Annotated in this window: 23 protein-coding genes and 1 pseudogene; 2 read left to right on the top strand and 22 right to left on the bottom strand. The window is 73.9% G+C overall.

Going from position 1 to position 24,260, the window contains the following annotated elements; genetic code table 11:
• Positions 1–17 precede the first annotated feature (17 nt).
• The gene (locus A6V29_RS20090) at positions 18–1,349 is read right to left on the bottom strand and encodes an adenylate/guanylate cyclase domain-containing protein (RefSeq protein WP_137161955.1); all 1,332 of its coding nucleotides are present in this window, start codon (positions 1,347–1,349) and stop codon (positions 18–20) included.
• 219 nt (positions 1,350–1,568) lie between these two features.
• Between A6V29_RS20090 and A6V29_RS20085 the strand changes: the two genes are divergently transcribed.
• A complete protein-coding gene (locus tag A6V29_RS20085) occupies positions 1,569–2,435 on the top strand; it encodes a putative endonuclease domain-containing protein (protein WP_137161954.1) in 867 nt (288 codons plus the stop codon).
• 84 nt (positions 2,436–2,519) lie between these two features.
• Here A6V29_RS20085 and A6V29_RS20080 read toward each other — a convergent pair whose 3' ends face one another.
• From A6V29_RS20080 to A6V29_RS20065, 4 genes are read right to left on the bottom strand one after another with little or no spacing between them, the layout of a single operon-like run.
• Positions 2,520–3,608 (bottom strand): pyridoxal-phosphate-dependent aminotransferase family protein, encoded by a 1,089-nt coding sequence (locus A6V29_RS20080; protein WP_137161953.1) that lies wholly within the window; start codon positions 3,606–3,608, stop codon positions 2,520–2,522.
• Positions 3,609–3,648: 40 nt separating this feature from the next.
• Complete coding sequence (gene aspS, locus A6V29_RS20075; protein ID WP_137161952.1) at positions 3,649–5,418, bottom strand: aspartate--tRNA ligase; 1,770 nt, start codon at positions 5,416–5,418, stop codon at positions 3,649–3,651.
• Between the two features lie 37 nt (positions 5,419–5,455).
• On the bottom strand, positions 5,456–6,709 hold the full coding sequence (gene hisS, locus A6V29_RS20070) for a histidine--tRNA ligase (protein WP_249933372.1): 1,254 nt from the start codon (positions 6,707–6,709) through the stop codon (positions 5,456–5,458).
• Positions 6,710–6,718: 9 nt separating this feature from the next.
• Positions 6,719–7,402 carry an MBL fold metallo-hydrolase gene (locus tag A6V29_RS20065; RefSeq protein WP_137161950.1) on the bottom strand — a complete coding sequence of 228 codons (684 nt, stop codon included), beginning with the start codon at positions 7,400–7,402 and terminating at the stop codon, positions 6,719–6,721.
• Positions 7,403–7,560: 158 nt separating this feature from the next.
• On the opposite strand from A6V29_RS20065, the gene A6V29_RS20060 reads away from it, so the two are divergent.
• Complete coding sequence (locus A6V29_RS20060; protein WP_137161949.1) at positions 7,561–8,334, top strand: peptidylprolyl isomerase; 774 nt, start codon at positions 7,561–7,563, stop codon at positions 8,332–8,334.
• Between the two features lie 102 nt (positions 8,335–8,436).
• Here the strand turns inward: A6V29_RS20060 and A6V29_RS20055 are convergent, their stop codons facing one another.
• From A6V29_RS20055 to A6V29_RS19975, 17 genes and pseudogenes are all read right to left on the bottom strand, one after another.
• On the bottom strand, positions 8,437–10,917 hold the full coding sequence (locus tag A6V29_RS20055; RefSeq protein ID WP_137161948.1) for a RelA/SpoT family protein: 2,481 nt from the start codon (positions 10,915–10,917) through the stop codon (positions 8,437–8,439).
• A 94-nt stretch (positions 10,918–11,011) separates the two neighbouring features.
• Entirely contained in the window at positions 11,012–11,602 is a 591-nt protein-coding gene (locus A6V29_RS20050) for an adenine phosphoribosyltransferase (protein ID WP_283956386.1), read from the bottom strand.
• A gap of 17 nt (positions 11,603–11,619) precedes the next feature.
• Positions 11,620–11,943 carry a preprotein translocase subunit YajC gene (gene yajC, locus A6V29_RS20045; protein WP_212719682.1) on the bottom strand — a complete coding sequence of 108 codons (324 nt, stop codon included), beginning with the start codon at positions 11,941–11,943 and terminating at the stop codon, positions 11,620–11,622.
• Positions 11,944–12,106: 163 nt separating this feature from the next.
• Positions 12,107–13,228, bottom strand: a complete 1,122-nt coding sequence (ruvB, locus tag A6V29_RS20040) for a Holliday junction branch migration DNA helicase RuvB (RefSeq protein WP_170977980.1) — start codon at positions 13,226–13,228, stop codon at positions 12,107–12,109.
• Positions 13,228–13,866, bottom strand: coding sequence for a Holliday junction branch migration protein RuvA (ruvA, locus tag A6V29_RS20035; RefSeq protein WP_137161947.1), 639 nt, complete (start codon positions 13,864–13,866; stop codon positions 13,228–13,230). The genes ruvB and ruvA overlap by 1 nt, the downstream gene beginning before the upstream one ends.
• Complete coding sequence (ruvC, locus tag A6V29_RS20030) at positions 13,863–14,432, bottom strand: crossover junction endodeoxyribonuclease RuvC (protein ID WP_137161946.1); 570 nt, start codon at positions 14,430–14,432, stop codon at positions 13,863–13,865. The genes ruvA and ruvC overlap by 4 nt, the downstream gene beginning before the upstream one ends.
• Positions 14,433–14,513: 81 nt before the next feature.
• Positions 14,514–15,275, bottom strand: a complete 762-nt coding sequence (locus A6V29_RS20025; RefSeq protein WP_137161945.1) for a YebC/PmpR family DNA-binding transcriptional regulator — start codon at positions 15,273–15,275, stop codon at positions 14,514–14,516.
• Entirely contained in the window at positions 15,272–15,910 is a 639-nt protein-coding gene (gene pdxT, locus A6V29_RS20020; RefSeq protein WP_137161944.1) for a pyridoxal 5'-phosphate synthase glutaminase subunit PdxT, read from the bottom strand. Before pdxT ends, A6V29_RS20025 begins: the two co-directional genes overlap by 4 nt.
• A complete protein-coding gene (pdxS, locus tag A6V29_RS20015) occupies positions 15,907–16,803 on the bottom strand; it encodes a pyridoxal 5'-phosphate synthase lyase subunit PdxS (RefSeq protein WP_137161943.1) in 897 nt (298 codons plus the stop codon). Before pdxS ends, pdxT begins: the two co-directional genes overlap by 4 nt.
• Positions 16,804–16,845: 42 nt before the next feature.
• Positions 16,846–17,391 carry a LemA family protein gene (locus A6V29_RS20010; protein ID WP_137161942.1) on the bottom strand — a complete coding sequence of 182 codons (546 nt, stop codon included), beginning with the start codon at positions 17,389–17,391 and terminating at the stop codon, positions 16,846–16,848.
• An 11-nt stretch (positions 17,392–17,402) separates the two neighbouring features.
• Positions 17,403–18,545, bottom strand: a complete 1,143-nt coding sequence (locus A6V29_RS20005) for a glycosyltransferase family 4 protein (protein WP_137161941.1) — start codon at positions 18,543–18,545, stop codon at positions 17,403–17,405.
• Positions 18,545–19,510: a phosphatidylinositol mannoside acyltransferase gene (locus A6V29_RS20000; protein WP_249933371.1), complete on the bottom strand. Its 966-nt coding sequence runs from the start codon at positions 19,508–19,510 to the stop codon at positions 18,545–18,547. The genes A6V29_RS20005 and A6V29_RS20000 overlap by 1 nt, the downstream gene beginning before the upstream one ends.
• A complete protein-coding gene (gene pgsA / locus A6V29_RS19995) occupies positions 19,507–20,136 on the bottom strand; it encodes a phosphatidylinositol phosphate synthase (RefSeq protein ID WP_137161940.1) in 630 nt (209 codons plus the stop codon). The genes A6V29_RS20000 and pgsA overlap by 4 nt, the downstream gene beginning before the upstream one ends.
• On the bottom strand, positions 20,136–20,690 hold the full coding sequence (locus A6V29_RS19990) for an HIT family protein (protein ID WP_137161939.1): 555 nt from the start codon (positions 20,688–20,690) through the stop codon (positions 20,136–20,138). Before A6V29_RS19990 ends, pgsA begins: the two co-directional genes overlap by 1 nt.
• The gene (gene thrS / locus A6V29_RS19985; protein WP_137161938.1) at positions 20,687–22,723 is read right to left on the bottom strand and encodes a threonine--tRNA ligase; all 2,037 of its coding nucleotides are present in this window, start codon (positions 22,721–22,723) and stop codon (positions 20,687–20,689) included. The genes A6V29_RS19990 and thrS overlap by 4 nt, the downstream gene beginning before the upstream one ends.
• Before the next feature lie 56 nt (positions 22,724–22,779).
• On the bottom strand, positions 22,780–23,889 hold the full coding sequence (locus A6V29_RS19980) for a CapA family protein (RefSeq protein ID WP_137161937.1): 1,110 nt from the start codon (positions 23,887–23,889) through the stop codon (positions 22,780–22,782).
• 9 nt (positions 23,890–23,898) lie between these two features.
• Positions 23,899–24,260: pseudogene (locus A6V29_RS19975) on the bottom strand (MOSC domain-containing protein); the annotation flags it as partial.

Here is a 24,260-nt window from a genome sequence, read left to right as displayed (position 1 = left end):
GTCTCTGGGCAGTACAGCTAGGTGACGACGGCGAACAGCGGCCAGGTGCCGGGGACGCCCCGCAGCGCGCGGGCGCCCCTGTCGACGAAGTGCAGCCCCGAGCCGATCACCAGGTCCTTCACGGTGCCCGAGACCAGCACCTCGCCCGGCTCCGCCTCCGCCATCACGCGGGCCCCGATGTGGACGGCGAGCCCGGCCACCCCGCCGTCGTCGAGCCGCTCCACCTCCCCGGCGTGGACGCCCACCCGCACCCGCAGGCCCGCCCCCTCGGCCGCCTCGTCCAGGGCCAGCGCGCACCTGATCGCCCGGGCGGGGCCGTCGAAGGTGGCCAGCAGCCCGTCGCCGGCCACGTCGACCTCGATCCCGGCGAAGCGGACCAGCGCGCGGCGGGCCAGGACGAGGAAGCGCTCCCGGATGGTGGTCCACGCGGCGTCGCCGATCCTCGCGACGAGCTCGGTGGATCCGGCGACGTCGGCGAACAGCACGGTCGCCAGCACGGTGCTCACCGGCGTCGGCGCCGGCCGGGAACCGGTGAGGAACTCCTCCATCTCCGCCACCGCGGCGTCGGCGTCGCCGACGAAGAACATGTGGTCGTCCCCCTCGAGCTCGACCAGCCGTGCCCCGGGGATCGTCCGGGCGAGGTAGCGGCCGATGCCGATGGGCACCATCTGGTCGCCGCGCCGGTGCACCACCAGCGTGGGGACGCGGATGGTCGGGAGCACGTCGCGGATGTCGATGCCCGCGTAGAGCGAGAACAGCCGGCGCGCCATGCCGGGGCTGGCGCCCATCCGCTGCAGCGTCCCCCACCAGGCGCGCAACGCGGGATCGCCGCGGCGGCTGGGCGCCCACACGCCCAGCGCGACCCCCTCCCCCCACCGCTCGACGAGGCCGTCGAGGAGGACCGTCATCGCCGCCTCGTCGACGCCGTCCGGGAAGTCCGGCCCCCGGGTCAGCCGCGGGAAGGCGCCGTAGAGCACGAGTGCGCGGGTGCGCTGAGGGTGCTGCGCGGCGAAGAGCATCGCCATCGACCCGCCCTCCGAGACCCCGAGCACGGCGGCCTGCTCGATCTCCGCCGCGTCCATGACCGCGGTCAGGTCCTCGACGCGCTCCTCCAGGGTGGCCGGGCCGGGGGTCGGGTCGGAGAGCCCCGTTCCGCGCTTGTCGAAGAGGACGACGCGGCTGAACGAGGCCAGGTGGTCGATGAACGCGTGGAGCGACGGCTCCTGCCAGTTCCACTCGAGGTGCGAGATGAAGCCCGGTGCGACCACCAGGTCGAACGGGCCGTCCCCGACCACCTGGTAGGCGATGGACAGGTCTCCGCTGCGGGCGTAGCGCGTGCTCGGCACCACGCGCCGGAGTCTGTCACCGGAGGCCGCCGTGCGGCCCCTGCGCGCCCGCCCTTCCTCGGTTGATCATCGTCTGCGTGTCCGCAACACGGTCAGGCACGCCGTAGCTGCGCGCACGGAGACGATGATCGACTCGGTGGGTCGGCGTCCACAGGTGGCTGCCCGGTCCACAGATCCCCGCGGTGGGCCCCGCGACGGTGCCGGGCCGGTGAGCGTCGGGGCATGGACGGCATCCGCCTCGACGGCGTCTACACCTGGCGGCAGGCCCGATCGCTCGGCGTGACCCGCACGCAGATCCGCGACGACGGTCGGCCCGTCGCCCGCGGCCTCTACGTCTCCCGCGCCCTGGAGCCCGATCTCGCCACGCGGTGCCGCGCTTGGGCGCTGCGCCTCCCGGACGACGCCGCGTTCGGGCTCGGGACGGCGGCCGCCCTGGTCGGAGCGCCGGTCCCGACGCGCGGCGGGGTGCACGTCGTCCTGACGCCTCGCCGCGTGCTCCCCCAGCACTCCGGGCTCTCGGTCCACGCGAGGTCCCTCGGCGAGGAGGACGTCGTGGAGCGGGACGGGCTGCGTCTCACGTCCGGAGCGCAGACCTTCCTCGACCTGGCCCCTCACCTGGCCCCCGCCGACCTGCTCGCACTCGGCGACGGGCTGGTGCGCCTGGGCGCGACGGACGCGGCCGCGCTGGCTGCGCGGCTCACCCGTGCCGACCGGGTCCGCGGGGTGGTGCGGGCGCGCCGGTGGGCACCGCACGTCGACGGCCGCGCCGCATCCCCCCGGGAGAGCCTTCTGCGCTACTGGCTGCTGGCCAGTGATCTCCCCGAGCCCGAGCTGCAGCTCCCGGTGCACGACCGGTGGGGGCGGGCGGTCGCGCACGCCGACCTCGGGTACGGGCGGTGGAAGGTCGCGCTCGAGTACGAGGGTCGCCAGCACGCCGACCGCGACCAGTTCGACCGCGACATCGACCGCTACTCGTTGATGGCGGCCGACGGGTGGCTGGCACTCCGCTTCGCGTCGCGGCACGGCAGCGTGGCCGTGGTGGAGCGCACCCGCCGCGCGCTGATCAGCCGCGGGTGGCAGCCGAGTTGATCATCGCCTCCGTGCTCGGGACGCGCGCGCACACGCCGAGCCGACGGGCACGCAGACGATGATCAACTACGCAGGGGCCGCGGGTCAGCGGCCGAGGACCGCCTTCAGCGCGGCGAGCACGAGGGCCACCTTGTCAGGGGCGGCGTTCGGGCCCATGAGGCCGATCCGCCACACCGACGAGGCGTACGCCCCGGCCCCCGCGCCGATCTCCAGGTCGAAGCGCTCGAGCAGCTCTCGGCGGACGGCGGCCGAGTCCACGCCCTCGGGCACCCGCACGGTCGTGAGCTGGGGCAGCCGGTGCCCCTCGGCCGCGAAGAGCTCCAGGCCCAGCTCGCCCAGCCCTTCCTGCAGCAGCCGGCCGGCCTCGGCGTGCCGGGCGTGGACGGCGTCCAGCCCCTCCTCGAGGATCCGGCCGAGCCCCGCATTCAGCGACACGACCATCCCGGTCGGCGCGGTGTGGTGATAGGTCCGCCCCGATCCTGTCGCCTCGCCCGCGTAGCCGCCCAGCAGCCCGAGGTCGAGGTACCAGCTCTGCGGCTTCTCGATCCGGCGCTCCCAGGCGCGGTCGTTGATCGAGAACGGCGCGAGCCCCGGCGCGACGCCCAGGCACTTCTGCGACCCGGCGTAGGCGAGGTCGATGCCCGTCTCGTCCAGCCGCACCGGGATGCCCCCGAGCGAGGTCACGCAGTCGGCCAGCAGCAGCGCCTCGCCCTTGCCGGCGGCCAGGTCGGACAGGTCCGACAGCACGCCCGTGGAGGTCTCGGCGTGCACGGCCGCGATCAGCTTCGGCGACGGGTGCGCGTCCAGCACGCGCTGGGCGTCGACCGGCTGCCCCCACTCGTGCTCGACGGCGATCACCTCGGCTCCGCAACGCGCGGCGACGTCGGTCATCCGCTGCCCGAACAGCCCGTTCACCGCGACGACGACGACGTCCCCGGGTCCGACGGTGTTGACGAAGGACGCCTCCATGCCCGCCGAGCCGGTCGCCGACAGCGGCAGCGTCCGCCGGTTCGCCGTCCCGAAGACCTGCCGCAACCGCTCGGAGGTCTCGTCCAGCACGTCGATGAACACCGGGTCGAGGTGCCCGAGCAGCGGGTACCCGAGCGCGGCCTGCGCCTCCGGGTACGGGTTGGACGGACCGGGACCGAGCAGGGTGCGGGCGTGCAGCGGCATGCGCCCGACGCTACCGGTGGCCCGGACCGGACGCCGCAGGTCAGGCCGAAGGGGTGGCCTCCTCGGCCGCCGGAGTGGCGTCGATGCCCGCCTCGGCCCGCTGAACGTCGGTGATCGGCGCCGGCGCACCGGTGAGCGGGTCGAACCCGCCCCCGGTCTTCGGGAACGCGATGACGTCGCGCAGCGACGGGGCGCCGGCGAGAAGCATGACGACGCGGTCCCAGCCGAAGGCGATGCCCCCGTGCGGCGGGGCGCCGTAGGAGAAGGCGTCGAGGAGGAACCCGAACTTCTCCTGCGCCTCCTCGGGCCCGATGCCCATGAGGTCGAAGACCCGCTGCTGCACGTCCTTGCGATGGATGCGGATCGATCCACCACCGATCTCGTTGCCGTTGCAGACGATGTCGTAGGCGTAGGCCAGCGCGTTGCCCGGGTCGGACTCGAAGCTGTCGATCCACTCCGGCTTCGGCGAGGTGAAGGCGTGGTGCACCGCGGTCCACGCGCCCCCGCCGACGGCGACGTCGCCGCTCTCCCCCGCGGGCTCGAACAGCGGGGCGTCGACCACCCAGACGAACTCCCACCGGCTCTCGTCGATCAGCCCGCAGCGCGCGCCGATCTCGAGCCGGACGGCGGCCAGCAGGCTGCGGGCCGGCGCCGGCTCGCCCGCCGCGAAGAAGATGCAGTCGCCGGGTGCGGCGCCGACGTGGGCCACGATGCCGGCGCGCTCGGCGTCCGACAGGTTCTTCGCGACCGGCCCCGCCAGCGAGCCGTCCTCCTGCACGAGGACGTAGGCCAGCCCGCGGTGGCCGCGCTGCTTCGCGAACTCCTGCCAGGCGTCGAGCTGCTTGCGCGGCTGCGAGGCCCCGCCGGGCATGACCACCGCGCCGACGTAGGGCGCCTGGAACACGCGGAACGGCGTCTCGGCGAAGAACTCGGCGCACTCGACCAGCTCGACACCGAAGCGCAGGTCGGGCTTGTCGTTGCCGTACCGGCGCATCGACTCGGCGTAGGTGATCCGCGGGATCGGCAGCGGGATCTCGACGCCGATCAGCGCCCACAGCGCCGCGACGATCTGCTCCCCCACCGCGATGACGTCGTCCTGCTCGACGAAGCTCATCTCGATGTCCAGCTGGGTGAACTCCGGCTGCCGGTCGGCCCGGAAGTCCTCGTCCCGGTAGCAGCGGGCGATCTGGTAGTACCGCTCCATCCCGGCGACCATGAGCAGCTGCTTGAACAGCTGCGGGGACTGCGGCAGGGCGTACCAGCTGCCCGGCTGCAGGCGGGCCGGCACCAGGAAGTCGCGGGCGCCCTCGGGGGTGGAGCGGGTCAGCGTCGGCGTCTCGATCTCGACGAACCCGGCGCCCTCCAGCACGGTGCGGGCGGCCCGGTTCACCTCGCTGCGCAGCCGCATCGCGGCGGCCGGCCCGGAACGGCGCAGGTCCAGGTAGCGGTGCCGCAACCGCGTCTCCTCGCCGACCTCGACGTGGTCGTCGATCGGGAACGGCAGCGGCTCGGACTGGCTGAGCACCTCCAGCGACGTCGTCGCCACCTCGATCTCGCCGGTGGGCAGCTCCGGGTTCTCGTTGCCCTCCGGACGGCGGCGCACCTCGCCGGTCACGAGCACGCAGTACTCGTTGCGCAGGTGGTGCGCCTCCTCCTCGCGCACGACCACCTGCACGTAGCCCGACGCGTCGCGCAGGTCGAGGAAGACCACGCCCCCGTGGTCGCGGCGGCGGGCCACCCAGCCGGCGAGGGTGACGGTGGTTCCTGCGTCGGACGCGCGGAGGGTTCCGGCGTCATGGCTGCGGAGCACGTGTGGGTCTCTCTCTCGGATCGGGTGGAGCGGGAGGTCAGGAGCCGACCGCGGCGCGCACGGTGTCGAACAGGTCGGCGACGGGGACGGCGGTCTGCTCGCCGGTGCGCAGGTCCTTGAGCTGGCCCACGCCCTCGGCGAGGTCCCGCTCGCCGACGACGAGGACGTGCGAGGCGCCCGAGCGGTCGGCGGCCTTCATCGCGCCCTTGAGGCCGCGGTCGCCGTACACCGTGTCCGCCGCGACGCCGGCCTCGCGCAGCTGCCCGACCAGCCGGACGGCGAGCCGCTTGGCCTCGGCGCCCAGCGGCACGACGAACGCCTGGACCGCCGCCGTCGTCCCGATGTCGAGCCCCTCGGCCGCCACGGCGAGCAGCGTGCGGTCGACGCCGACGGCGTAGCCGATCCCCGACAGGTCGGGGCCGCCCAGGGCGGCGGAGAGGCCGTCGTAGCGCCCGCCGCCGCCGATCGCCGACTGCGCGCCGAGGCCGTGGTGGACGAACTCGAACGTCGTCTTCGTGTAGTAGTCCAGCCCGCGCACCAGCCGCGGCGCCTCGGTCCAGCGGACCCCGAGGTCGGTGAGGTGCTGGCGGACGGCGTCGTAGTGCGCGCGGGTGCTGTCGGACAGGTGGTCGACCATCAGCGGGGCGTCGTCGAGCTGCGCCTGCACCTCGGGCCGCTTGTCGTCGAGCACCCGCAGCGGGTTGATCTGCGCGCGCTGCCGCGTCTCCTCGTCCAGGTCGAGCTTCGCGAGGTGGGCGACGAGCTTCTCCCGGTAGGCGGGGCGGTCGGTGGCGTCGCCGAGCGAGGTGAGCAGCAGCTCGAAGTCGGTGAGCCCCAGGTCGCGGAAGCCCTGGACGCCGAGCGCCACGACCTCGGCGTCCAGCGCCGGGTCGTCGACCCCGAGCGCCTCGCAGTCGACCTGGGTGAAGTGGCGGTAGCGGCCGGCCTGCGGCCGCTCGTAGCGGAACGCGGACCCGACGCTCCACAGCTTGACCGGGAGCGCGCCGTCGTAGAGCCGGTGCTCGATGAAGGCGCGCATCAGCCCGGCGGTGAGCTCGGGGCGCAGCGTCAGCGACCGGCCGCCGCGGTCCGTGAAGGTGTACATCTCCTTGGTGACGACGTCGGTGGATTCACCGACGCCCCGGGAGAAGACCTCGGTGGCCTCGAACGCCGGCGCCTCGATGTAGCCGTAGCCGGCGCGCCGCAGCGGCGCGGTGAGGGTGTCCCGGACGGCGAGGAACCGCGCGGAGTCCGGCGGCAGGATGTCGAAGGTGCCCTTGGGCGCGGTCATGCCGGCCATCTAGAGCCCCCGCCCCTTCGGCGCCTGCGCCGCCTCCGCCAGGTACGGGTTGGTGGCGCGCTCCCGGCCGATGGTCGTGGCCGGGCCGTGGCCGGGCAGCACGATCGTCTCGTCGTCCAGCGGGAGGACGACGTCGCGCAGCGAGGTGAGCATCGCGTCCCACGAGCCGCCCGGCAGGTCGACGCGGCCGACCGACCCCGCGAACAGCACGTCGCCGGCGAGCAGGCCCGGGGCCTCGCCGAGGTCGATCGAGAACATCACCGACCCCTGGGTGTGACCGGGCGCGTGCCGCACCGTCAGGTCGACCCCCGCCAGCGACAGGACCGCGCCGTCGTCCAGCGTCTTGATGTCGCTGGGGTCCGGGAGGCGCAGCCCGGTGATGAGCGGCGCCAGCTGCGGGCCGTGCCAGCGCACCGGGTCGGCGATCATGCCGAGGTCGTCGGGGTGCAGGTAGGCGGGGATGTCGTAGCCGTCGCAGACCGGCAGCACGGAGAACGTGTGGTCCAGGTGGCCGTGGGTCAGCACCACAGCCACCGGCTTGAGGCCGTCGTCGGCCAGCATCTGCGCCAGCGGTTCGACGGCGTCCATGCCGGGATCGACGACGACGCACTCCTGCCCGGGGCCCGAGGCCACGGCGTAGCAGTTGGTGCCGAAGGCGCCTGCGGGGAACGAGCGGATGAGCACCCGTGCAGGTTACGCGGGCGCGCGCCGGACGTCGGCCGTGCCAGGGCACGCCCAGCCCGGCCCCCTAGAATCCGTCGTCGATCGCGTCGAGCGGGCGGCTCCGTGACATCGCCCCGCCGCCGACGCCCGAGCACCGCGCCCGTCCGAGGAGTCCGACCGTGCCCACGAACAAGCAGCGCCGCGAGGCTGCCCAGCGCCACCTGCAGCGGCAGCTGGAGCGGCGCGCCGAGCAGGCGCAGAAGCGTCGTCGCAACCTCGGCATCACCCTGGCCGCCGTCGCCGCCGTCGTCGTCGTCGGCGTGGCTCTGCTGATCGTGGGCGCGCTCTCCTCCGACGACGACGACGCGCCCGAGGCGTCGGCGTCCACCTGCACGTACAGCCCGCGCGACGCCGCGGCGAACCCGAACCTCACCGAGGTGGAGCTGCCGTCGGACGACCAGCCCACCAGCGGCACGCAGACGGTGACCATGACGACCGGCGTCGGCGACATCGGCCTCGAACTCGACCGCGGCGCAGCGCCGTGCGCGGCCGGCGCGCTCGTCCACCTCGCCGAGCAGGGCTTCTTCGACGGCACGGGCTGCCACCGGCTCACCGACAGCCCCGGCCTGCAGGTGCTGCAGTGCGGCGACCCGAGCGGCACCGGCCGCGGTGGCGCGGCGTTCGAGTACCCGACCGCGGCCACGGGCTCGGAGACCTACCCGCGCGGGACGATCGCGATGGCCAACTCCGGGCAGGGCTTCGACGCCAGCCAGTTCTTCCTCGTCTACGGCGACAGCCTCGAGGGCAACCCGAACTACACCGTCGTCGGCACCATCGACGAGGCCGGCCTCGCCGTGCTCGACGCGATCGCGGCGGCGGGCATCGAGGGTGGCGCCAGCGACGGCGCCCCGGCCGAGCCGGTCACCATCGAGTCGATGACCGTCGCCGGCTGAGCCTGGAAGCGGCGTCCTCCCTCACGTCCGAGCGTCCTCCCTCGTGGTGGGCGGCGAGGGAGGACGCGCGACGATCAGGGGACCTGATCCCAGCGGGAGCCGTCAGGCGGTGACGCGCTCGACGTCGAAGACGCCGTCCACGTTGCGCACCGTCTGCAGCACCGCACCCAGGTGCGCGGGGTCGGCCAGCTCGAAGGTGAACCGGCTGATCGCCACGCGGTCGCGGCTGGTCTGCACCGACGCCGACAGGATGTTGACCCGCTCGTCGGCCAGCGCCTTGGTGACGTCGGAGAGCAGCCGGTGCCGGTCGAGCGCCTCGACCTGGATCGCGACGAGGAACATCGATCCGGGCTGGGAGCCCCACTCGACCTCGACCAGCCGCTCCGGCTTGCGCTGCAGGTCGTCGGCGTTCGTGCAGTCGGTGCGGTGCACGCTCACCCCGCCACCGCGGGTGACGAAGCCGAGGATGTCGTCGCCCGGGACCGGGGTGCAGCACTTGGCGAGCTTGGCCCACACGTCGGACATGCCGTGGACGACGACGCCGGGGTCGCCGCCGGCCGAGCGGCGCGGGCTGGGCCGGCTGGTGGGGATCGCGGTCTCGGCGATGTCCTCGACCGCGCCCTCGGTGCCGCCCATCGCGGCGATCAGCTTCTCGACCACCGAGGTGGCGGAGATCTGGTTCTCCCCCACCGCCGCGTACAGCGCGGTGACGTCGGCGTAGCGGAGGTCCTTGGCCAGCGTGGAGAGCGCCTCGCCGCCGAGCAGCCGCTGCAGCGGCAGCCCGGCCTTCCGCATGGCCCGGGTGAGCGCGTCCTTGCCCGCGTCGACGGCGTCCTCGCGGCGCTCCTTGGTGAACCACTGCCGGATCTTGGTCCGTGCCCGCGAGGAGCCGACGAAGGACAGCCAGTCCTGCGAGGGACCGGCCGTGGGCGACTTCGACGTGAAGACCTCGACGACGTCGCCGTTGGAGAGCGTGCTGTCCAGCGAGACCAGCGAGCCGTTGACCCGGGCGCCGATAGTGCGGTGGCCGACCTCGGTGTGCACCGCGTAGGCGAAGTCCACCGGCGTCGACTCGCCCGGCAGGCTGATCACGTCGCCCTTGGGCGTGAAGACGAAGACCTCCTGCGGACCGAGGTCGTAGCGCAGCGTCTCGAGGAACTCGCCGGGCTCCTGCGCCTCCCGCTGCCAGTCGAGCAGCTGGCGCAGCCACAGCATGTCCTCGGGCGTGCCGGCCTTGGCAGGTGCGCCGAACTCGCCGGCGCTGGGCTTGCCGCCCGCCCGGGCCTTCTCCTTGTACTTCCAGTGCGCCGCGATGCCGAACTCCGCGGTGCGGTGCATGTCGTGCGTGCGGATCTGCAGCTCGACCGGCTTGCCCTGCGGCCCGATCACCGTGGTGTGCAGCGACTGGTACATGTTGAACTTCGGCATCGCCACGAAGTCCTTGAAGCGCCCGGGCACCGGCTGCCAGTGCGCGTGCATGATGCCGAGTGCTGCGTAGCAGTCGCGGACCGAGTCGACCAGGATCCGGATGCCGACGAGGTCCCAGATGTCGGTGAAGTCGCGGCCGCGCACGATCATCTTCTGGTAGATCGAGTAGTAGTGCTTGGGCCGGCCGGTGACGATCGCCTCGATCTTCGCCGCCTTGAGCTGCTCGGTGACCGCGGAGGTCACCTCGGCGAGGTAGGTGTCCCGGGACGGCGCCCGCTCGGCGACCAGGCGGACGATCTCGTCGTACCGCTTCGGGTAGAGCGTGGCGAACGCGAGGTCCTCCAGCTCCCACTTGATCGTGTTCATGCCGAGCCGGTGGGCCAGCGGGGCGAGGATCTCCAGCGTCTCGCGCGCCTTCTTCTCCTGCTTCTCCGGCGGGAGGAAGCGCAGCGTGCGCATGTTGTGCAGCCGGTCGGCGAGCTTGATGACCAGGACGCGCGGGTCCCGCGACATCGCGACGATCATCTTGCGGATCGTCTCGGCCTGGGCGGCGTCGCCCAGCTTCACCTTGTCGATCTTGGTGACGCCGTCGACGAGGTGGGCGACCTCGGTGCCGAAGTCCCCGGCGATGGTGTCCAGCGTGACGCCGGTGTCCTCGACCGTGTCGTGCAGCAGCGCCGCGACCAGGGTGGTGGTGTCCATGCCCAGGCCGGCCAGGATCGTGGCGACGGCGAGCGGGTGGGTGATGTAGGGGTCGCCGCTCTTCCGCTTCTGGCCGGCGTGCGCGGTCTCCGCGACGTCGTAGGCCCGCTGGAGCAGCGCCAGATCGGCCTTCGGATGGTTCTGCCGGTGCAGCGCGGCCAGCGGCTCGAGCACCGGACGGACGACGGTGCTGCGCTGGCCGGCCACGATCCGGCGGGCGAGCCGGTCGCGCACGCGGCGGCGCGGGGCGCCGGGCTCGGCGTCGCCGGGCTCCGAACCGACGTCGTCCGGGCGGCGCACCCCGGGTCGCGCCGGCAGCGGTGGGAGCGGAGGACGGCGTGTCTTCTCGTCCGGGGTGCCTGTCCCGGGCGCGGAGGCGGCCGGATCGGCGGTCGTCGAACCGGGCGGGCCGGGGCGTGCGGGAGCGGCGTCGGCGGCTACGTCGGAGGCCACGGCGACTCCTGCGGGTTCGAGGAGAGACAGACCCTCCCCATGCTAGCCGGGTGGGCCGCCCATCCGGACCGGGCCGGGGTCGCCTCTCCCCCTGTCAGGTGGTCCAGAGGGCGTGGACGGCGTGCGGCGCCAGGCGCTGGCGACCACCCAGCTCGGTCAGCTCCACGACCACCGAGACGGCGGTGACGACGGCGCCGAGCTGCTCCACCAGGGCGACGGTCGCGGCGAGCGTGCCGCCCGTGGCGAGCACGTCATCGACCACCAGCACCCGCTGGCCGGGCTTCAGGGCGTCGGAGTGCAGCTCGAGGGTCGCGGTGCCGTACTCGAGCGAGTAGTCGGCGGCGATCCGCTCGCGGGGCAGCTTCCCGGCCTTGCGGACCAGGACCACCCCGACGCCCGCGGCGTGCGCGACGGCGGCGGCGAGCAGGAACCCGCGGGCCTCCACGCCGACGACGACGTCGAACGGCGGGCGATCGCTGTCGTCCCCGCCGACGGCCGCCGCGCGCGGGTCGGAGTCGGCCGGCGCGGCCAGGCCCTCGACCACGCGCCGGAACGCCGGCCCGTCGGCGAAGACGGGCGTGAGGTCGCGGAAGAGCACCCCGGGCTCGGGGTGGTCGGGGATGTCGACGGTGAGCGCGGCGATCTGCTCGTCCAGCGGCAGGGTGCCGTCGGTGCGGAGGTCCACTGTCTGCTTCTCCCCGCTCAGGGCAGGTCGTCGCCGGGGCGGGCGCCGGTCGCGCCGTCACCGTCGATCCCGGTCGTGCCGCCCGCGGGCTGGCGGATCTCGAGGATCGCCGGCCGCGCGAAGGTGACGACGACGCCGGGCGCGAGCTCCAGGTCGACCGTCGTCTCGCCCAGCGCCGCCACCGTCGCGTGGATACCGCTGGTGGTCATGACCGGCGTACCGATCGTCAGCGCCTCCTGCAGGGCCTGGGCCCGCTGCTGCATGGTCTTGCGCTGGCGTGCCGGGAGCACGAACAGCACCACGGCCAGCAGCGCCAGCATGATCAGGAGAAAGGGATCCACGGGTGTTGCCTCTCTGCCGCGGGTGCTGCCCCGCGGTCGGTGCGGTCCGGGAGACCGCTCGGGTGCGTCGGTCGCTCGCCGCCTCTCGGGCGGGGCGCGTGGCGACCCCGTCGGGACGCACACGGCCGCGGCCTTCCGAGTTGCGCGCCAGCGAGGGGTGAGTCTAGGCGTCGAACAACGGCTCCGCCGACGCCCCCGCGCCGGGTGGGTCGACGGAGACCCGGCCGAGCGGTATCCCACCCCGGGGCACTTGCCGGCCCAGGTGGTGCCACGCCGCCTCCGTGGCCACGCGTCCGCGGGGGGTGCGCGCCAGCAGCCCGGCACGGACGAGGAACGGCTCGCACACCTCCTCGACGGTGTGCGGCTCCTCCCCCACGGCGACCGCGAGGGTGGCCACCCCCACGGGGCCGCCGCCGAACTTCCCGACCAGCGCCTCCAGGACGGCGCGGTCGAGCCGGTCCAGGCCGAGGTGGTCGACGTCGTAGAGGGCCAGCGCGGCCTCGGCGACCTCGCGGGTGACCCGCCCGTCGGCCTCGACCTCGGCGTAGTCGCGGACCCGGCGCAGCAACCTGTTGGCGATGCGCGGGGTGCCCCGAGAGCGGCCGGCGATCTCGGCCGATCCCTCGTCGGTGAGCTCGACGCCCAGCAGGTCGGCGCTGCGGGCCAGGACCTGCTGCAGCTCGGCGGGCTCGTAGAACTCCATCTGCCCGACGAACCCGAACCGGTCGCGCAGCGGCCCGGTCAGCAGCCCGGCCCGGGTGGTGGCCCCGACCAGCGTGAACGGGTTGATGTCGAGCGGGATGGCGGTGGCACCGGGCCCCTTGCCGACGACGACGTCGACCCGGAAGTCCTCCATCGCCATGTACAGCAGTTCTTCGGCGGGCCGCGCGATCCGGTGGATCTCGTCGATGAACAGCACGTCACCGGGCGCGAGGTTGGACAGCATCGCGGCGAGGTCGCCGGAGCGCTCGATCGCCGGGCCGCTGGTGATCTTCACCGCCGTCCCCAGCTCCGAGCCGATGATCAGGGCGAGGCTGGTCTTGCCGAGCCCGGGCGGGCCGGACAGCAGGACGTGGTCCGGCGGGCGGCCGCGCCGCTTGGCGCCCTCCAGGACCAGCGCCAGCTGCCGGGCGACCTTGGGCTGGCCGATGAAGTCGTGCAGCGAGTGCGGCCGCAACGCCGACTCGACCACCCGCTCCTCGTCACCGGCCTGCGGCGACACCGCCCACTCCTGACCGAGGTCGCCGCTGACCTCCCCGGTGAGCGACCTGTCGAAGGAGGACATCAGGACCGACCCAGCAGTTGCAGCGCCTGGCGGAGGAGGACCGCGACCTCGACCGAGCCGGTCTCCACGATCTGCGCGTCGGCCACGGGGGCCAGCTGGGTCAGCGCGGTCTCCGCCTCCTTGGCCGTCCAGCCCAGCCCGACCAGGGCGGAGGTGAGCTGGTCGCGCCACGGAGCGACGGGGGTGACCGCGGGCAGCCCGGCCGGCGCGGGGCCGTCCAGCGAGGTGTCGGTGGTGACCGAGCCCAGCCTGTCGCGCAGCTCCAGGATCAGCCGCTCGGCGCCCTTCTTGCCGATGCCCGGCACCTGCATGAGCGCCTTCACGTCGGCCATGGACACCGCCCGGCGCACCTCCCGGGGTGGGTGGATGGCCAGCACCGCCTGGGCCAGCCGTGGGCCGACGCCGTTGGCGGTCTGCAGCAGCTCGAACAGGGAGCGCTCGTCGTCGTCGGCGAAGCCGTAGAGGGTCAGCGAGTCCTCGCGCACGACCAGGCTGGTCGACAGCCGCGCGTTCTCCCCCACCTGGAGCCGCGCGATCGTGCCGGGCGTGCACTGCACCGCCAGGCCCACCCCGCCCACCTCGACGACGGCGCCGTCGGGCGAGACGGCGGCGACCCGGCCGTTCACCGAGGCGATCATCGCGCGGCCACCCCCTGCCAGCGGGGCAGCGTGCGCGGCACGACGGGTGCGCCGATGCCGCCGGCGATCGCGGCGGAGCGCAGCCGCTGCTGCGCCGGGCCGCGCCAGGCGTGGCAGACCGCCAGCGCGAGCGCGTCGGCCGCGTCGGCCGGCTTGGGCGCCTCGGCGAGGCCGAGCACTCGGGTGACCATCAGGGTGACCTGCTCCTTGTCCGCGCGTCCGTTGCCGGAGATCGCCGCCTTGACCTCGCTGGGCGTGTGCCAGGCGACCGGCCGGTCGGCCTGCGCGGCGGCGAGCGCGGCCACCCCCGCTGCCTGCGCCGTGCCGGTCGCGGTGCCCTTGTTGTTCTGGGTGAAGACCCGCTCGATCGCCACGACGTCGGGCCGGTGGGTGCGCAGCAGCGCGGTGACCGCGGTGTGCAGTTCGAGCAGCCGCAGCTCGAGGTCCAGGTCGGCCATCGTGCGCACGACACCCACGCCGACGGCGGTCGGCCGCGCACCGGGCCGCCCGTCGACCACTCCCCAGCCGCACCGGGTGAGGCCCGGGTCGATGCCGAGCACGCGCATGCGACGCCTCCTGGTGCGAGCCGAACGGATGTTCGACCCACGCTAACCGGAAGGGCGGACAGGGCCGGGCCCCGACACGCCCTAGGCGTCGGCGGTGACCTTCTCCATGATCTCGTCCGACACCTCGTAGTTGGCGTAGACGTTCTGCACGTCGTCGAGGTCCTCGAGCGCGTCGATCAGCCGGAAGACCTTGCCCGCCGTCTCCTCGTCCAGCTCGACCTGCACGCTGGGCAGGAACCCCATGTCCGCCGAGTCGTAGTCGATGCCTGCGTCCTGCAGCGCCGTGCGGACCGCCACGAGGTCACCCGGCTCGCAGACCACCTCGAAGGCGTCGCCGAGGTCGCGCACCTCCTCGGCGCCGGCGTCCAGGACCGCCAGGAGCACGCTGTCCTCGTCCACGCCGTCCGCCGCGGGCACCACGACGACGCCCTTGCGGGAGAACAGGTAGGACACCGACCCGGGGTCGGCCATGGACCCACCGTTGCGGGTCATGGCGGTGCGGACCTCCATCGCCGAGCGGTTCTTGTTGTCGGTCAGGCACTCGATGAGGACGGCGACACCGCCCGCGGCGTAGCCCTCGTAGGTGATGCCCTGGTAGTCGACGCCACCGGCCTCCGCGCCGGAACCGCGCTTGACCGCCCGGTCGATGTTGTCGTTGGGCACCGAGCTCTTCTTCGCCTTCTGGATGGCGTCGAACAGCGTCGGGTTGCCGGCCGGGTCACCACCGCCGGTGCGCGCGGCGACCTCGATGTTCTTGATCAGCTTCGCGAAGAGCTTGCCCCGCTTGGCGTCGATGCCGGCCTTCTTGTGCTTGGTCGTCGCCCACTTGGAATGGCCGCTCATGTGCTCTCCTCGCTGGTGCTCGCCCGCTCGGCCAGGCGACGGCGGACGATGTCGACGAACAGCGCGTGCACCCGGCGATCCCCGGTGAGTTCCGGGTGGAAGCTGGTGGCCACCAGGTTCCCCTGGCGGACGGCGACGATCCTACCGTCGGCCGCGCCACCGACGACCCGGCCGAGGACGGCGACCCCCTCCCCGGCCTCCTCGACCCACGGAGCCCGGATGAACACGGCGTGCAGCGGCCCGCCGGCCAGCCCGGCCAGGGCGATCTCGGACTCGAAGGAGTCGACCTGCCGGCCGAAGGCGTTGCGCCGGACGGTCACGTCCAGGCCACCGACCGTCTCCTGGTCCGGCGGGGCGTCGAGCAGCCGGTCGGCCAGCAGGATCATCCCGGCGCACGAGCCGTAGGCCGGCAGGCCCGCGCGCACCGCGGCGCGCAGCGGCTCGAGCAGTCCGAACCGGGCCGCGAGCTTGGCGATGGTGGTCGACTCGCCACCGGGCAGCACGACGCCGTCGACGGCGGCCAGCTCCTCGGGACGGCGCACGGGGACGACGTCGGCCCCCTGCTCGCGCAGCGCGGCCAGGTGCTCGCGGACGTCGCCCTGGAGGGCGAGCACCCCGATCCGCGGCCGGGTCACCACCCGCGGGTGGCGTACCGCTCGCTGTCGGGCAGCGTGGCGACGTTGATGCCGACCATCGGCTCGCCCAGCCCCCGGGAGACCTTGGCGATGACGTCGGGGTCGTCGTGGAAGGTCGTCGCCTGCACGATCGCCGCGGCCCGCTGCGCCGGGTCACCGGACTTGAAGATCCCGGAGCCCACGAAGACCCCCTCGGCGCCGAGCTGCATCATCATCGCGGCGTCCGCCGGGGTGGCGATGCCGCCGGCGGTGAACAGCACGACCGGCAGCTTGCCCAGGCGCGCCACCTCGGCCACGAGGTCGTACGGCGCGCGGAGCTCCTTGGCCGCCACGAACAGCTCGGTCTCGTCCAGCGTGCCGAGTGCCTTGATCCCGGCGCGGATGGACCGCATGTGCCGGGTCGCCTCGACCACGTTGCCGGTGCCCGCCTCGCCCTTGGAGCGGATCATCGCCGCGCCCTCGGAGATCCGGCGCAGCGCCTCGCCGAGGTCGGTCGCGCCGCAGACGAACGGCACGGTGAACGCGTGCTTGTCGATGTGGTGCGCCTCGTCGGCCGGGGTGAGCACCTCGGACTCGTCGATGTAGTCGACGCCGAGCGCCTGCAGCACCTGCGCCTCGACGAAGTGCCCGATGCGGGCCTTGGCCATGACCGGGACCGAGACCGCCGCGATGATCCCGTCGATCATGTCGGGGTCGCTCATCCGCGAGACGCCGCCCTCGGCCCGGATGTCGGCCGGCACCCGCTCCAGGGCCATCACGGCCACGGCGCCGGCGTCCTCGGCGATCTTCGCCTGCTCCGGGGTGACGACGTCCATGATGACGCCGCCCTTGAGCTGCTCGGCCATCCCGCGCTTGACGCGGTCGGTTCCGGTGGAGGGCGTGGACTCGGACACGGGGACGGCCTAACGCTCGACGAAGTGCGGGACGGCTGGATCCTACGGCCGATCGGCCGACCTGCTCCCGGCGCCGGTCGGGACCGCCTCGAGCCGGTCGTCGATGTCGAAGTACCGGGGCAGCGGCCGGCCGGCGTGCACCCGCAGCAGGCGGGGCAGCCGGCGCCGGCGGAGGGCCTGGGTGTCGCGCACCGCGTCGTTGTAGAACCGCCGGGCCAGGGCCACCCGCGTGCGGGTGGCCGCCAGCTCGGTCAGCACCGCGGACGGGATGCCCGAGAGGTCGGGCGCCAGATCGCGCAGCTCACGGCCCAGCGCGTTCTCGGCCGCCTCCCGGTCCCCCGTCGCGGACAGCGCGTCGGCGGCCGCCCGCGCCAGGGCACGGGCGCGCTCCTCGCCCAGTTCGCGCGCGTGCTCCGCGGCGAGGTCCGCGGCCAGCGCGGCGCGCCGCTGGAGCTGCGTCTCCAGCGCGGCCCGCGCCCGGGCGACACGGCCCTCCAGGCGGCTCAACCGGACCGCGGTCCACGCGGCCCACGCCAGCAGGGCGAGGACGACCGCGACGGCGATCCACACCCATGGCTCGGCACCCATGAGGCCGGAGGCTACTGGTCCTCCCGCCGCCCGTGGGAGCTCCGCGGCCGGACGACGGTCTCGTAGACGGCGAGGATGCGCCGGGCGAGCACCTGCCAGTCGTAGGTCCGGGCGACCTCCGACCCGCGGGCCGACAGCCGGGCCCGCTCGGCGGGGTCGGCCAGCAGCTGCCGGAGCGCCCGCTCGAGCGCGTCCGCGCTGCCCCTCGGCACCAGCAGCCCCGCGCCGCCGTCGTCGAGCACGCGGGCGAAGGCGTCCAGGTCGCTGGCGACGACGGGGGCGCCGGCGGCCATCGCCTCGATGAGGATCACGCCGAAGGACTCGCCGAGCAGGTTGGGCGCGCAGTAGACGTCGACCGAGCGGAGGAACGCGGCCTTGTCCGCCTCCGACACCTCGCCGAGCAGCTCGACGTGCGGCCGCAGGTCGGGCCCCACGAGCCGCCACAGCTGGTCGGCGTTCCCGCGCCCGGCGACGAGCAGCCGCGCGCCCGGATGGTGGCGGACGACCCCGCGCATCGCCTCGAGCAGCACCGGGAGCCCCTTGCGGGGCTCGTCGTAGCGGCCGAGGAAGCCGACGACCGGGCGGTCCGGGTCCCCGCCCACCCCGGGCAGCGTCGGCCCCTCGGCGAAGGCGTCGACGTGCACCCCGTTGGGGATGATCACCGCGTCGCCGCCCAGGTGCTCGACCTGCACCCGGCGGGCGAAGTCCGAGACGGCGATCCGGCCGCTGATCCGCTCGAGCCACGGGCGCGCCATCGGGCCGAACGCGGCCAGCACCTTCGACCGGATCGTGGCCGCGTGGAAGGTGGCCACGATCGGACCGTCGGCGATCATGCACACCAGCAGGGAGACCGACGGGGGCGCCGGTTCGTGGACGTGCACGACGTCGAACCGGCCCTCCCGCAGCCAGCGGCTCACCCGGGCGGCGGACACCGGGCCGAACTGGACGCTGGCCATCGAGCCGTTGTAGGGCACGGGCACCGTGCGCCCGGCGAAGGTGAGGTACGGCTCGGTCAGCGACTCCTCGCGCTCCGCCGGGGTCAGCACCTCGACGTGGTGGCCCAGGCCGCGCAGCGTCTCGGCGAGGTCGCGCACGTGGTACTGCACTCCGCCGGGGACGTCCCAGCGGTACGGGCAGACCAGGCCGATGCGCATCAGCGCACCCCGGCGGCTGTCCGGTCGGCGCCCCGGCGCGGCGGGTCGGGCGGGACGTCGGCCCAGATCCGGCCGAGCATGTGCCAGTCCTCCGGCTGCGTGGCGATCGTCGCGGCGAACGCGTCGGCCACCCCCTGCATCGCCGTCGCCACCCGGTCCTTGAGCCGGCCCTCCCCCCGCACCGGGATCTCGGGGTGCACGGTGACCAGCCAGCCGGCGTCCGAGAACTGGCAGACGGCCGGCACCAGGGCCGCCCCGGTCCGCTCGGCCAGGAGCGCCGCCCCCGACGGCATCGTGGCCGGGCGGCCGAAGAACTCCACGGGGAGACCGCCGGCGCCGAAGTTCCGGTCCACGAGCAGGCAGGCGACCCCGCCGTCGGCCAGCCAGTCCCGCAGCACCTCGGAGCTCGGGCGCTCACCACCGGTCAGCGGGACCACCCGGAAGCCCAGCGTCTCGCGGTACTCGAGGAAGCGGCGGTACAGCGACTCCGGCTTCAGGCGCTCGGCCACGGTCATGAACGGTCCGCCGAGCCAGTCGACGAACCACGCGCCGGCGGCGTCCCAGTTGCCGCTGTGGGGCAGCGCGACGACCACCCCGCGGCCCTGCTCACGGGCACGGACGATGTGCTCCAGCCCGGGGAGCACGGTGTCGCGGCGGATGCGGTCGGCGGTGAGCGTCGGCAGCCGGAACGCCTCCTGCCAGTAGCGCGCGTAGGAGCTCATCGCCCGGTCGGTCAGCGCGTCCAGCTCGGCTTCGGACAGGGCGCCGCCGGTGGCCACCCGGAGGTTCGCCTTCAGCTGGCGGACGCCGGTCCCGTCCCGGCCGGCCGCCCACCGGCCGGCCCGGTCGAAGCCGGCCCGTGCGACCGGCTCGGGCAGCATGCGCACCGCCCGCCAGCCGGCCGCGAACCCGGCATCGGTCAGCCGGCCGGAGATCCGGCTGCGCAGGCTCGCCGGCTCGGTCACGACGGCGGGGGCGCCGGGAGGGAGGCACCGCCGGCGCCGCGGTGGACGGCGATCATCCGCTGGACCACGGTGACCGCGCTGCCGGCGACCAGGACGACGAGGGCGACGTGCAGCGCGTACGGGATGCCCAGGCCGGTGAACCCGGTGCCGACCAGCACCAGGATCAGCCGCTCGGTCCGCTCGACGATGCCGACGTCGCAGGAGAGCCCGACGCCCTCGGCGCGCGCCTTGATGTAGCTGGTGAGCACGCCCAGCACGAGGCAGACCAGGGCCAGCAGCACGATCAGCCGGTTGTCCCCCGCGCCGGAGAACCACCAGACCAGCGCACCGAAGATGGCGGCGTCGGCGGCCCGGTCGCCGACCGAGTCGAGGACGGCGCCGAACACCGAGCCGCCGCCGCGGGCCCGGGCCAGCGCGCCGTCGAGCATGTCCAGCATCACGAACATCCACACGGCGAAGGCGCCCCAGAACAGCTCGCCGTTGCCGATGAGGAGCACCGCGGAGAGGACCGCCCCCAGGGTGCCGGTGATCGTCACCATGTCCGGGGTCACCCCGGCGCGCTGCAGCGCGGGGACCACCGGTGCGACCACCTTGGCGATGACGGGCCGGGCGTTGACGCCGAGCATCAGCCCTCCGCCTGCTGGGCAGCGGCCGGCGCCGCGGCGTGTTCCGCCCAGGCCTCGGCGAGCAGGACCCGGGTCTCCCGCAGGACCTGCGGCAGCACCCGGGTGAGCCCGACGACGGGCATGAAGTTGGTGTCGCCGCCCCAGCGCGGCACGGCGTGCTGGTGCAGATGGTCGGCGATCCCCGCCCCGGCCACCGAGCCCTGGTTCATCCCGATGTTGAAGCCGTGCGCGCCGGCCACGGCCCTGATGGTCCGCATCGCGGTCTGGGTGAACGCGCCGAGCTCGGCGACCTCCTCGACGGTCAGGTCGGTGTAGTCGGGCACGTGCCGGTACGGCACGACCATCAGGTGGCCGGCGTTGTACGGGTAGAGGTTGAGCACCGCGAAGACCGTCGTCCCCCGGGCCACGACCAGGCCGTCCTCGTCGCTCATCGCCGGGATGACGCAGAACGGGCAGTCGTGGGCGCCGGTGGGCTTGCCCTCGCCCCGGATGTAGGCCATCCGGTAGGGCGTCCACAGGTGCTCGAACGCCTGCCCGGGAGTGCCGTCGGTCATCCGGCCACCTGCGGGGTGCCGGCGGTGGGATCGGCGGTGGGATCGGCGTTGCGCCGGGCCGCGACCCAGGCCGCGATCTGCGCGACGGCATCGTCGATCGGCACCCCGTTGCGCTGCGAGCCGTCGCGGTAGCGGAAGGAGACCGCACCGGCGTCGGCGTCGGTCGCCCCGGCGATGAGCACGAACGGGACCTTCTGCTTGCTGGCGGTGCGGATCTTCTTCTGCATCCGGTCGTCGGAGTCGTCGATCTCGACCCGGATGCCCTGGGACCGCAGCCGCAGCGCGACGTCGGCCAGGTAGGGCACCTGCTCGTCGGTGACCGGGATGCCCACCACCTGGACGGGGGCCAGCCAGGCCGGGAAGGCGCCGGCGTAGTGCTCGGTGAGCACGCCGAAGAACCGCTCGATCGAGCCGAACTTGGCCGAGTGGATCATCACCGGCTGCTCCCGCCCGCCGTCGGCGGAGGTGTACTCCAGGCCGAACCGGGCCGGCTGGTTGAAGTCGTACTGGATGGTCGACATCTGCCAGGTCCGGCCGATGGCGTCGCGCGCCTGCACCGAGATCTTGGGCCCGTAGTAGGCCGCGCCACCCGGGTCGGGCACGAGCTCCAGCCCGGTCTCGCGGGCCGCCGCCTCGAGCACCGCCGTCGCGACCGCCCACTCCTCGTCGGACCCGATGAACTTGTCCGAGTCGTCGCGGGTGGACAGCTCCAGGTAGTAGTCGTCCAGCCCGAAGTCGCGCAGAAGACCCAGCACGAACGCCAGCAGGTGGCGCACCTCGCCCGGCGCCTGCTCCGGGGCGACGTAGCTGTGCGAGTCGTCCTGGGTCAGCCCGCGCACCCGGGTCAGCCCGTGGACGACGCCGGACTGCTCGTAGCGGTACACCGAGCCGAACTCGAACAACCGCAGCGGCAGCTCGCGGTAGGACCGCCCGCGCGACCTGAAGATCAGGTTGTGCATCGGGCAGTTCATGGCCTTGAGGTAGTACTTCGAGTTGTCCAGCTCCATGGCCGGGAACATGGTGTCCTCGTAGTACGGCAGGTGCCCCGAGGTCTCGAACAGCCCGCCCTTGCTGATGTGCGGGGTGCCGACGTACTCGAAGCCCTCCTCGAGGTGCCGGCGGCGGACGTAGTCCTCCATCTCCCGCTTGACCACCCCGCCCTTGGGGTGGAAGACAGCCAGTCCGGAGCCGATCTCGTCGGGGAAACTGAACAGGTCCAGCTCCGCGCCCAGCCGCCGGTGGTCGCGGCGCTCGGCCTCCGCGAGGTGCTCCAGGTACGCCTTGTGCGCGTCCTTGCTCTCCCACGCGGTGCCGTAGATGCGCTGCAGCTGCGGGTTCTTCTCGCTGCCCCGCCAGTAGGCGGCCGCGCTGCGGGTGAGGCTGAACGCCGGGATGTTGTTGGTCCGCGGCAGGTGCGGCCCGCGGCACAGGTCGGTCCAGACCAGCTCACCGGTGCGCGGGTCGAGGTTGTCGTACATGGTCAGCTGGGCGCCGCCGACCTCGGCGCTGGCGCCCTCGGTGTCGTCCGCGCCACCCTTGAGGCCGATCAGCTCCAGCTTGTACGGCTCGTGCGCCAGTTCGGCCTGCGCGTCGGCGTCGCTGATCTCGCGGCGGGAGAAGTTCTGCCCGGCCCGGACGATCTCGGTCATCTTCTTCTCGAGGGCCTGCAGGTCCTCGGGGGTGAACGGCCGCTCCGGGTCGAAGTCGTAGTAGAAGCCGTTCTCCACCGGTGGGCCGATGCCCAGCCGGGTGCCCGGGAACAGCTCCTGCACCGCCTGGGCCAGCACGTGCGCGGTCGAGTGCCGGATGACCGCGCGGCCGTCGGCGCTGGCGGCGGGGACCGGCTCGACGTCGGCGTCGGCGTCCGGGGTCCAGGCGAGGTCCTTGAGCTCACCGGTCGCGAGGTCGCGGACGACCACCGCTCCGTCGGGCCCCTTGAGCGGCACGCCGCCGTCCTTGAGCGCCTGCATCGCCGTCGTCCCGGCCGGCACCCGGACGGAGCCGACAGAGGTGGGCGAGGGCGGGGTCGACACGAGGGCGCTCCAGACGTCGGACGGACAGGCGCCCCGAGCCTAGTGCGACGCCGCGGTCAGCCCGGCACGACTTCCAGTCCGTCGGCCACCGCGCCGCGCCGGTCGAGGACGGCGGCGATGCGGGCGAACGCCTCCGGCCCGGCCGGCACGATGCGGACGGCGTCGGGCCCCAGGTCGATCGTCAGCGGCACCGCCTCGGCCCGCGAGACGGCGAACCGCCCGTCGGGGCCGCGGGTGAAGGTGAAGCGGGCGGCCACCGAGTCCTCGGTCGGGTGGCCGCGGGTCGCGTGCTCGGCCAGGTGGTTGCCGAGCCCGTGGGCCACCCACTCGCCCTCGACCAGTTCGAACGGCTGGACGACGTGCGCGTGGTGGCCGAGCACCAGGTCGACGTCCGGCGAGGCCACCAGCGTGCGGACGGCGGCGTCCTGCGCAGCTGTCGGGTCGTGCTGGTACTCCCGGCAGCAGTGCAGGGTGGCCACCACCATCTGGGCACCGGCGGCACGGGCCCGCGCCGCGGCGGCGAGCATCGCCTCGACATCGGGCGGCTCTACGACGTCGACCGACCACTCCCGCCCGGGCGGAAGTGGCACCCCGTTGAGGCCGAAGGTGGCCGCGACGTGCCCGACCCTCACCCCGTCGACGTCGACCAGGGTGGCGGCGGTGCTCTCGGCCTGGCTGCGGTACGTACCGCTGGGCGCGATCCCGGCCGAGCGCAGCGCGTCGATCGTCCGCACCAGCCCCTCGAAGCCGTCGTCGAGGCTGTGGTTGGAGGCCGTGGAGCACAGGTCGTAGCCGGCGCCGGCGAGCGCGTCGACGATCTCCGGCTGCACGGCGAAGCTCGGATAGCCCCGGTACGGCCCGCCCTCGGGGGCGACCGGCGTCTCCAGGTGGCAGATCGCCAGGTCGGCGGCGCCGATGATCCCGGCGACCGGCGCGAAGACCGGACGGAAGTCGTGGCTGCCGTCCGGCTGCTCGGCGCCACCGGTGAGCCGCCCGCCCTGGTGCACCAGCACGTCCCCGGTGGCCACCAGCGTGAAGCTCTCCGGGGCCGGGGCCGAGGAGGCCGACGAGGAGGCCGGGGGTCCGGCCACGCGCCCCGGTTGCTCCCCCGAGCACGCGGCGAGCGACAGGACCGCGAGGACGACGGCGGCTCGGCTGCGCGACACGGCCGGAGGCTAGAGCAGCACGGCGTCCCCGACGCTGATCTCGCCGGGCTGTCGCACTTCCGCGTACACGCCCAGGCAGTGCTTCGGGGTGCGGGTGATCCTCAGCTCCGCGGTGCCGATCCGGACCGTGCGCCCCACCCAGTTGCGCTCGTCGTCGTCCGGGAGGTCGAGCAGGACGTTGGCGCGCGGGTCCTCCGCCGAGCACCCTTCCGGCACTTCGCCATCCGCGGCCCGCTCGATGGCCTGGCGGGAGACCAGGTGCACGGCGGCCACGTCCGCGCCGGCGCCCTCCACGGGGCGCAGCCGGACCGCCCGGCCCAGGGTCTCGGCGACCGCGCGCGCGTCGGCGTCGGGGTCGCCGACCGGGCGCA

It is taken from the genome of Blastococcus sp. CCUG 61487 (assembly GCF_005222955.1).
GTDB lineage: Bacteria > Actinomycetota > Actinomycetes > Mycobacteriales > Geodermatophilaceae > Blastococcus.
The sequence above is the reverse complement of the archived record's forward strand: the minus strand, read 5'-3'. Positions and strand labels throughout refer to the sequence as shown.

Bases quoted from the DNA above. Each gene is read 5' to 3' on its own strand.
- A6V29_RS20025 (WP_137161945.1), bottom strand. From the start codon at position 15,275: ATGAGCGGCCATTCCAAGTGGGCGACGACCAAGCACAAGAAGGCCGGC.
- ruvB (WP_170977980.1), bottom strand. From the start codon at position 13,228: ATGTCCTCCTTCGACAGGTCGCTCACCGGGGAGGTCAGCGGCGACCTC.
- A6V29_RS20010 (WP_137161942.1), bottom strand. From the start codon at position 17,391: ATGGGTGCCGAGCCATGGGTGTGGATCGCCGTCGCGGTCGTCCTCGCC.
- A6V29_RS20085 (WP_137161954.1), top strand. From the start codon at position 1,569: ATGGACGGCATCCGCCTCGACGGCGTCTACACCTGGCGGCAGGCCCGA.
- A6V29_RS20080 (WP_137161953.1), bottom strand. From the start codon at position 3,608: ATGCCGCTGCACGCCCGCACCCTGCTCGGTCCCGGTCCGTCCAACCCG.
- ruvC (WP_137161946.1), bottom strand. From the start codon at position 14,432: ATGCGCGTGCTCGGCATCGACCCGGGCCTCACCCGGTGCGGCTGGGGA.
- ruvA (WP_137161947.1), bottom strand. From the start codon at position 13,866: ATGATCGCCTCGGTGAACGGCCGGGTCGCCGCCGTCTCGCCCGACGGC.
- A6V29_RS19990 (WP_137161939.1), bottom strand. From the start codon at position 20,690: ATGACCGACGGCACTCCCGGGCAGGCGTTCGAGCACCTGTGGACGCCC.
- pgsA (WP_137161940.1), bottom strand. From the start codon at position 20,136: ATGCTCGGCGTCAACGCCCGGCCCGTCATCGCCAAGGTGGTCGCACCG.
- A6V29_RS20005 (WP_137161941.1), bottom strand. From the start codon at position 18,545: ATGCGCATCGGCCTGGTCTGCCCGTACCGCTGGGACGTCCCCGGCGGA.
- hisS (WP_249933372.1), bottom strand. From the start codon at position 6,709: ATGACCGCGCCCAAGGGCACCTTCGACATCCTGCCGCCGGACTCCGCG.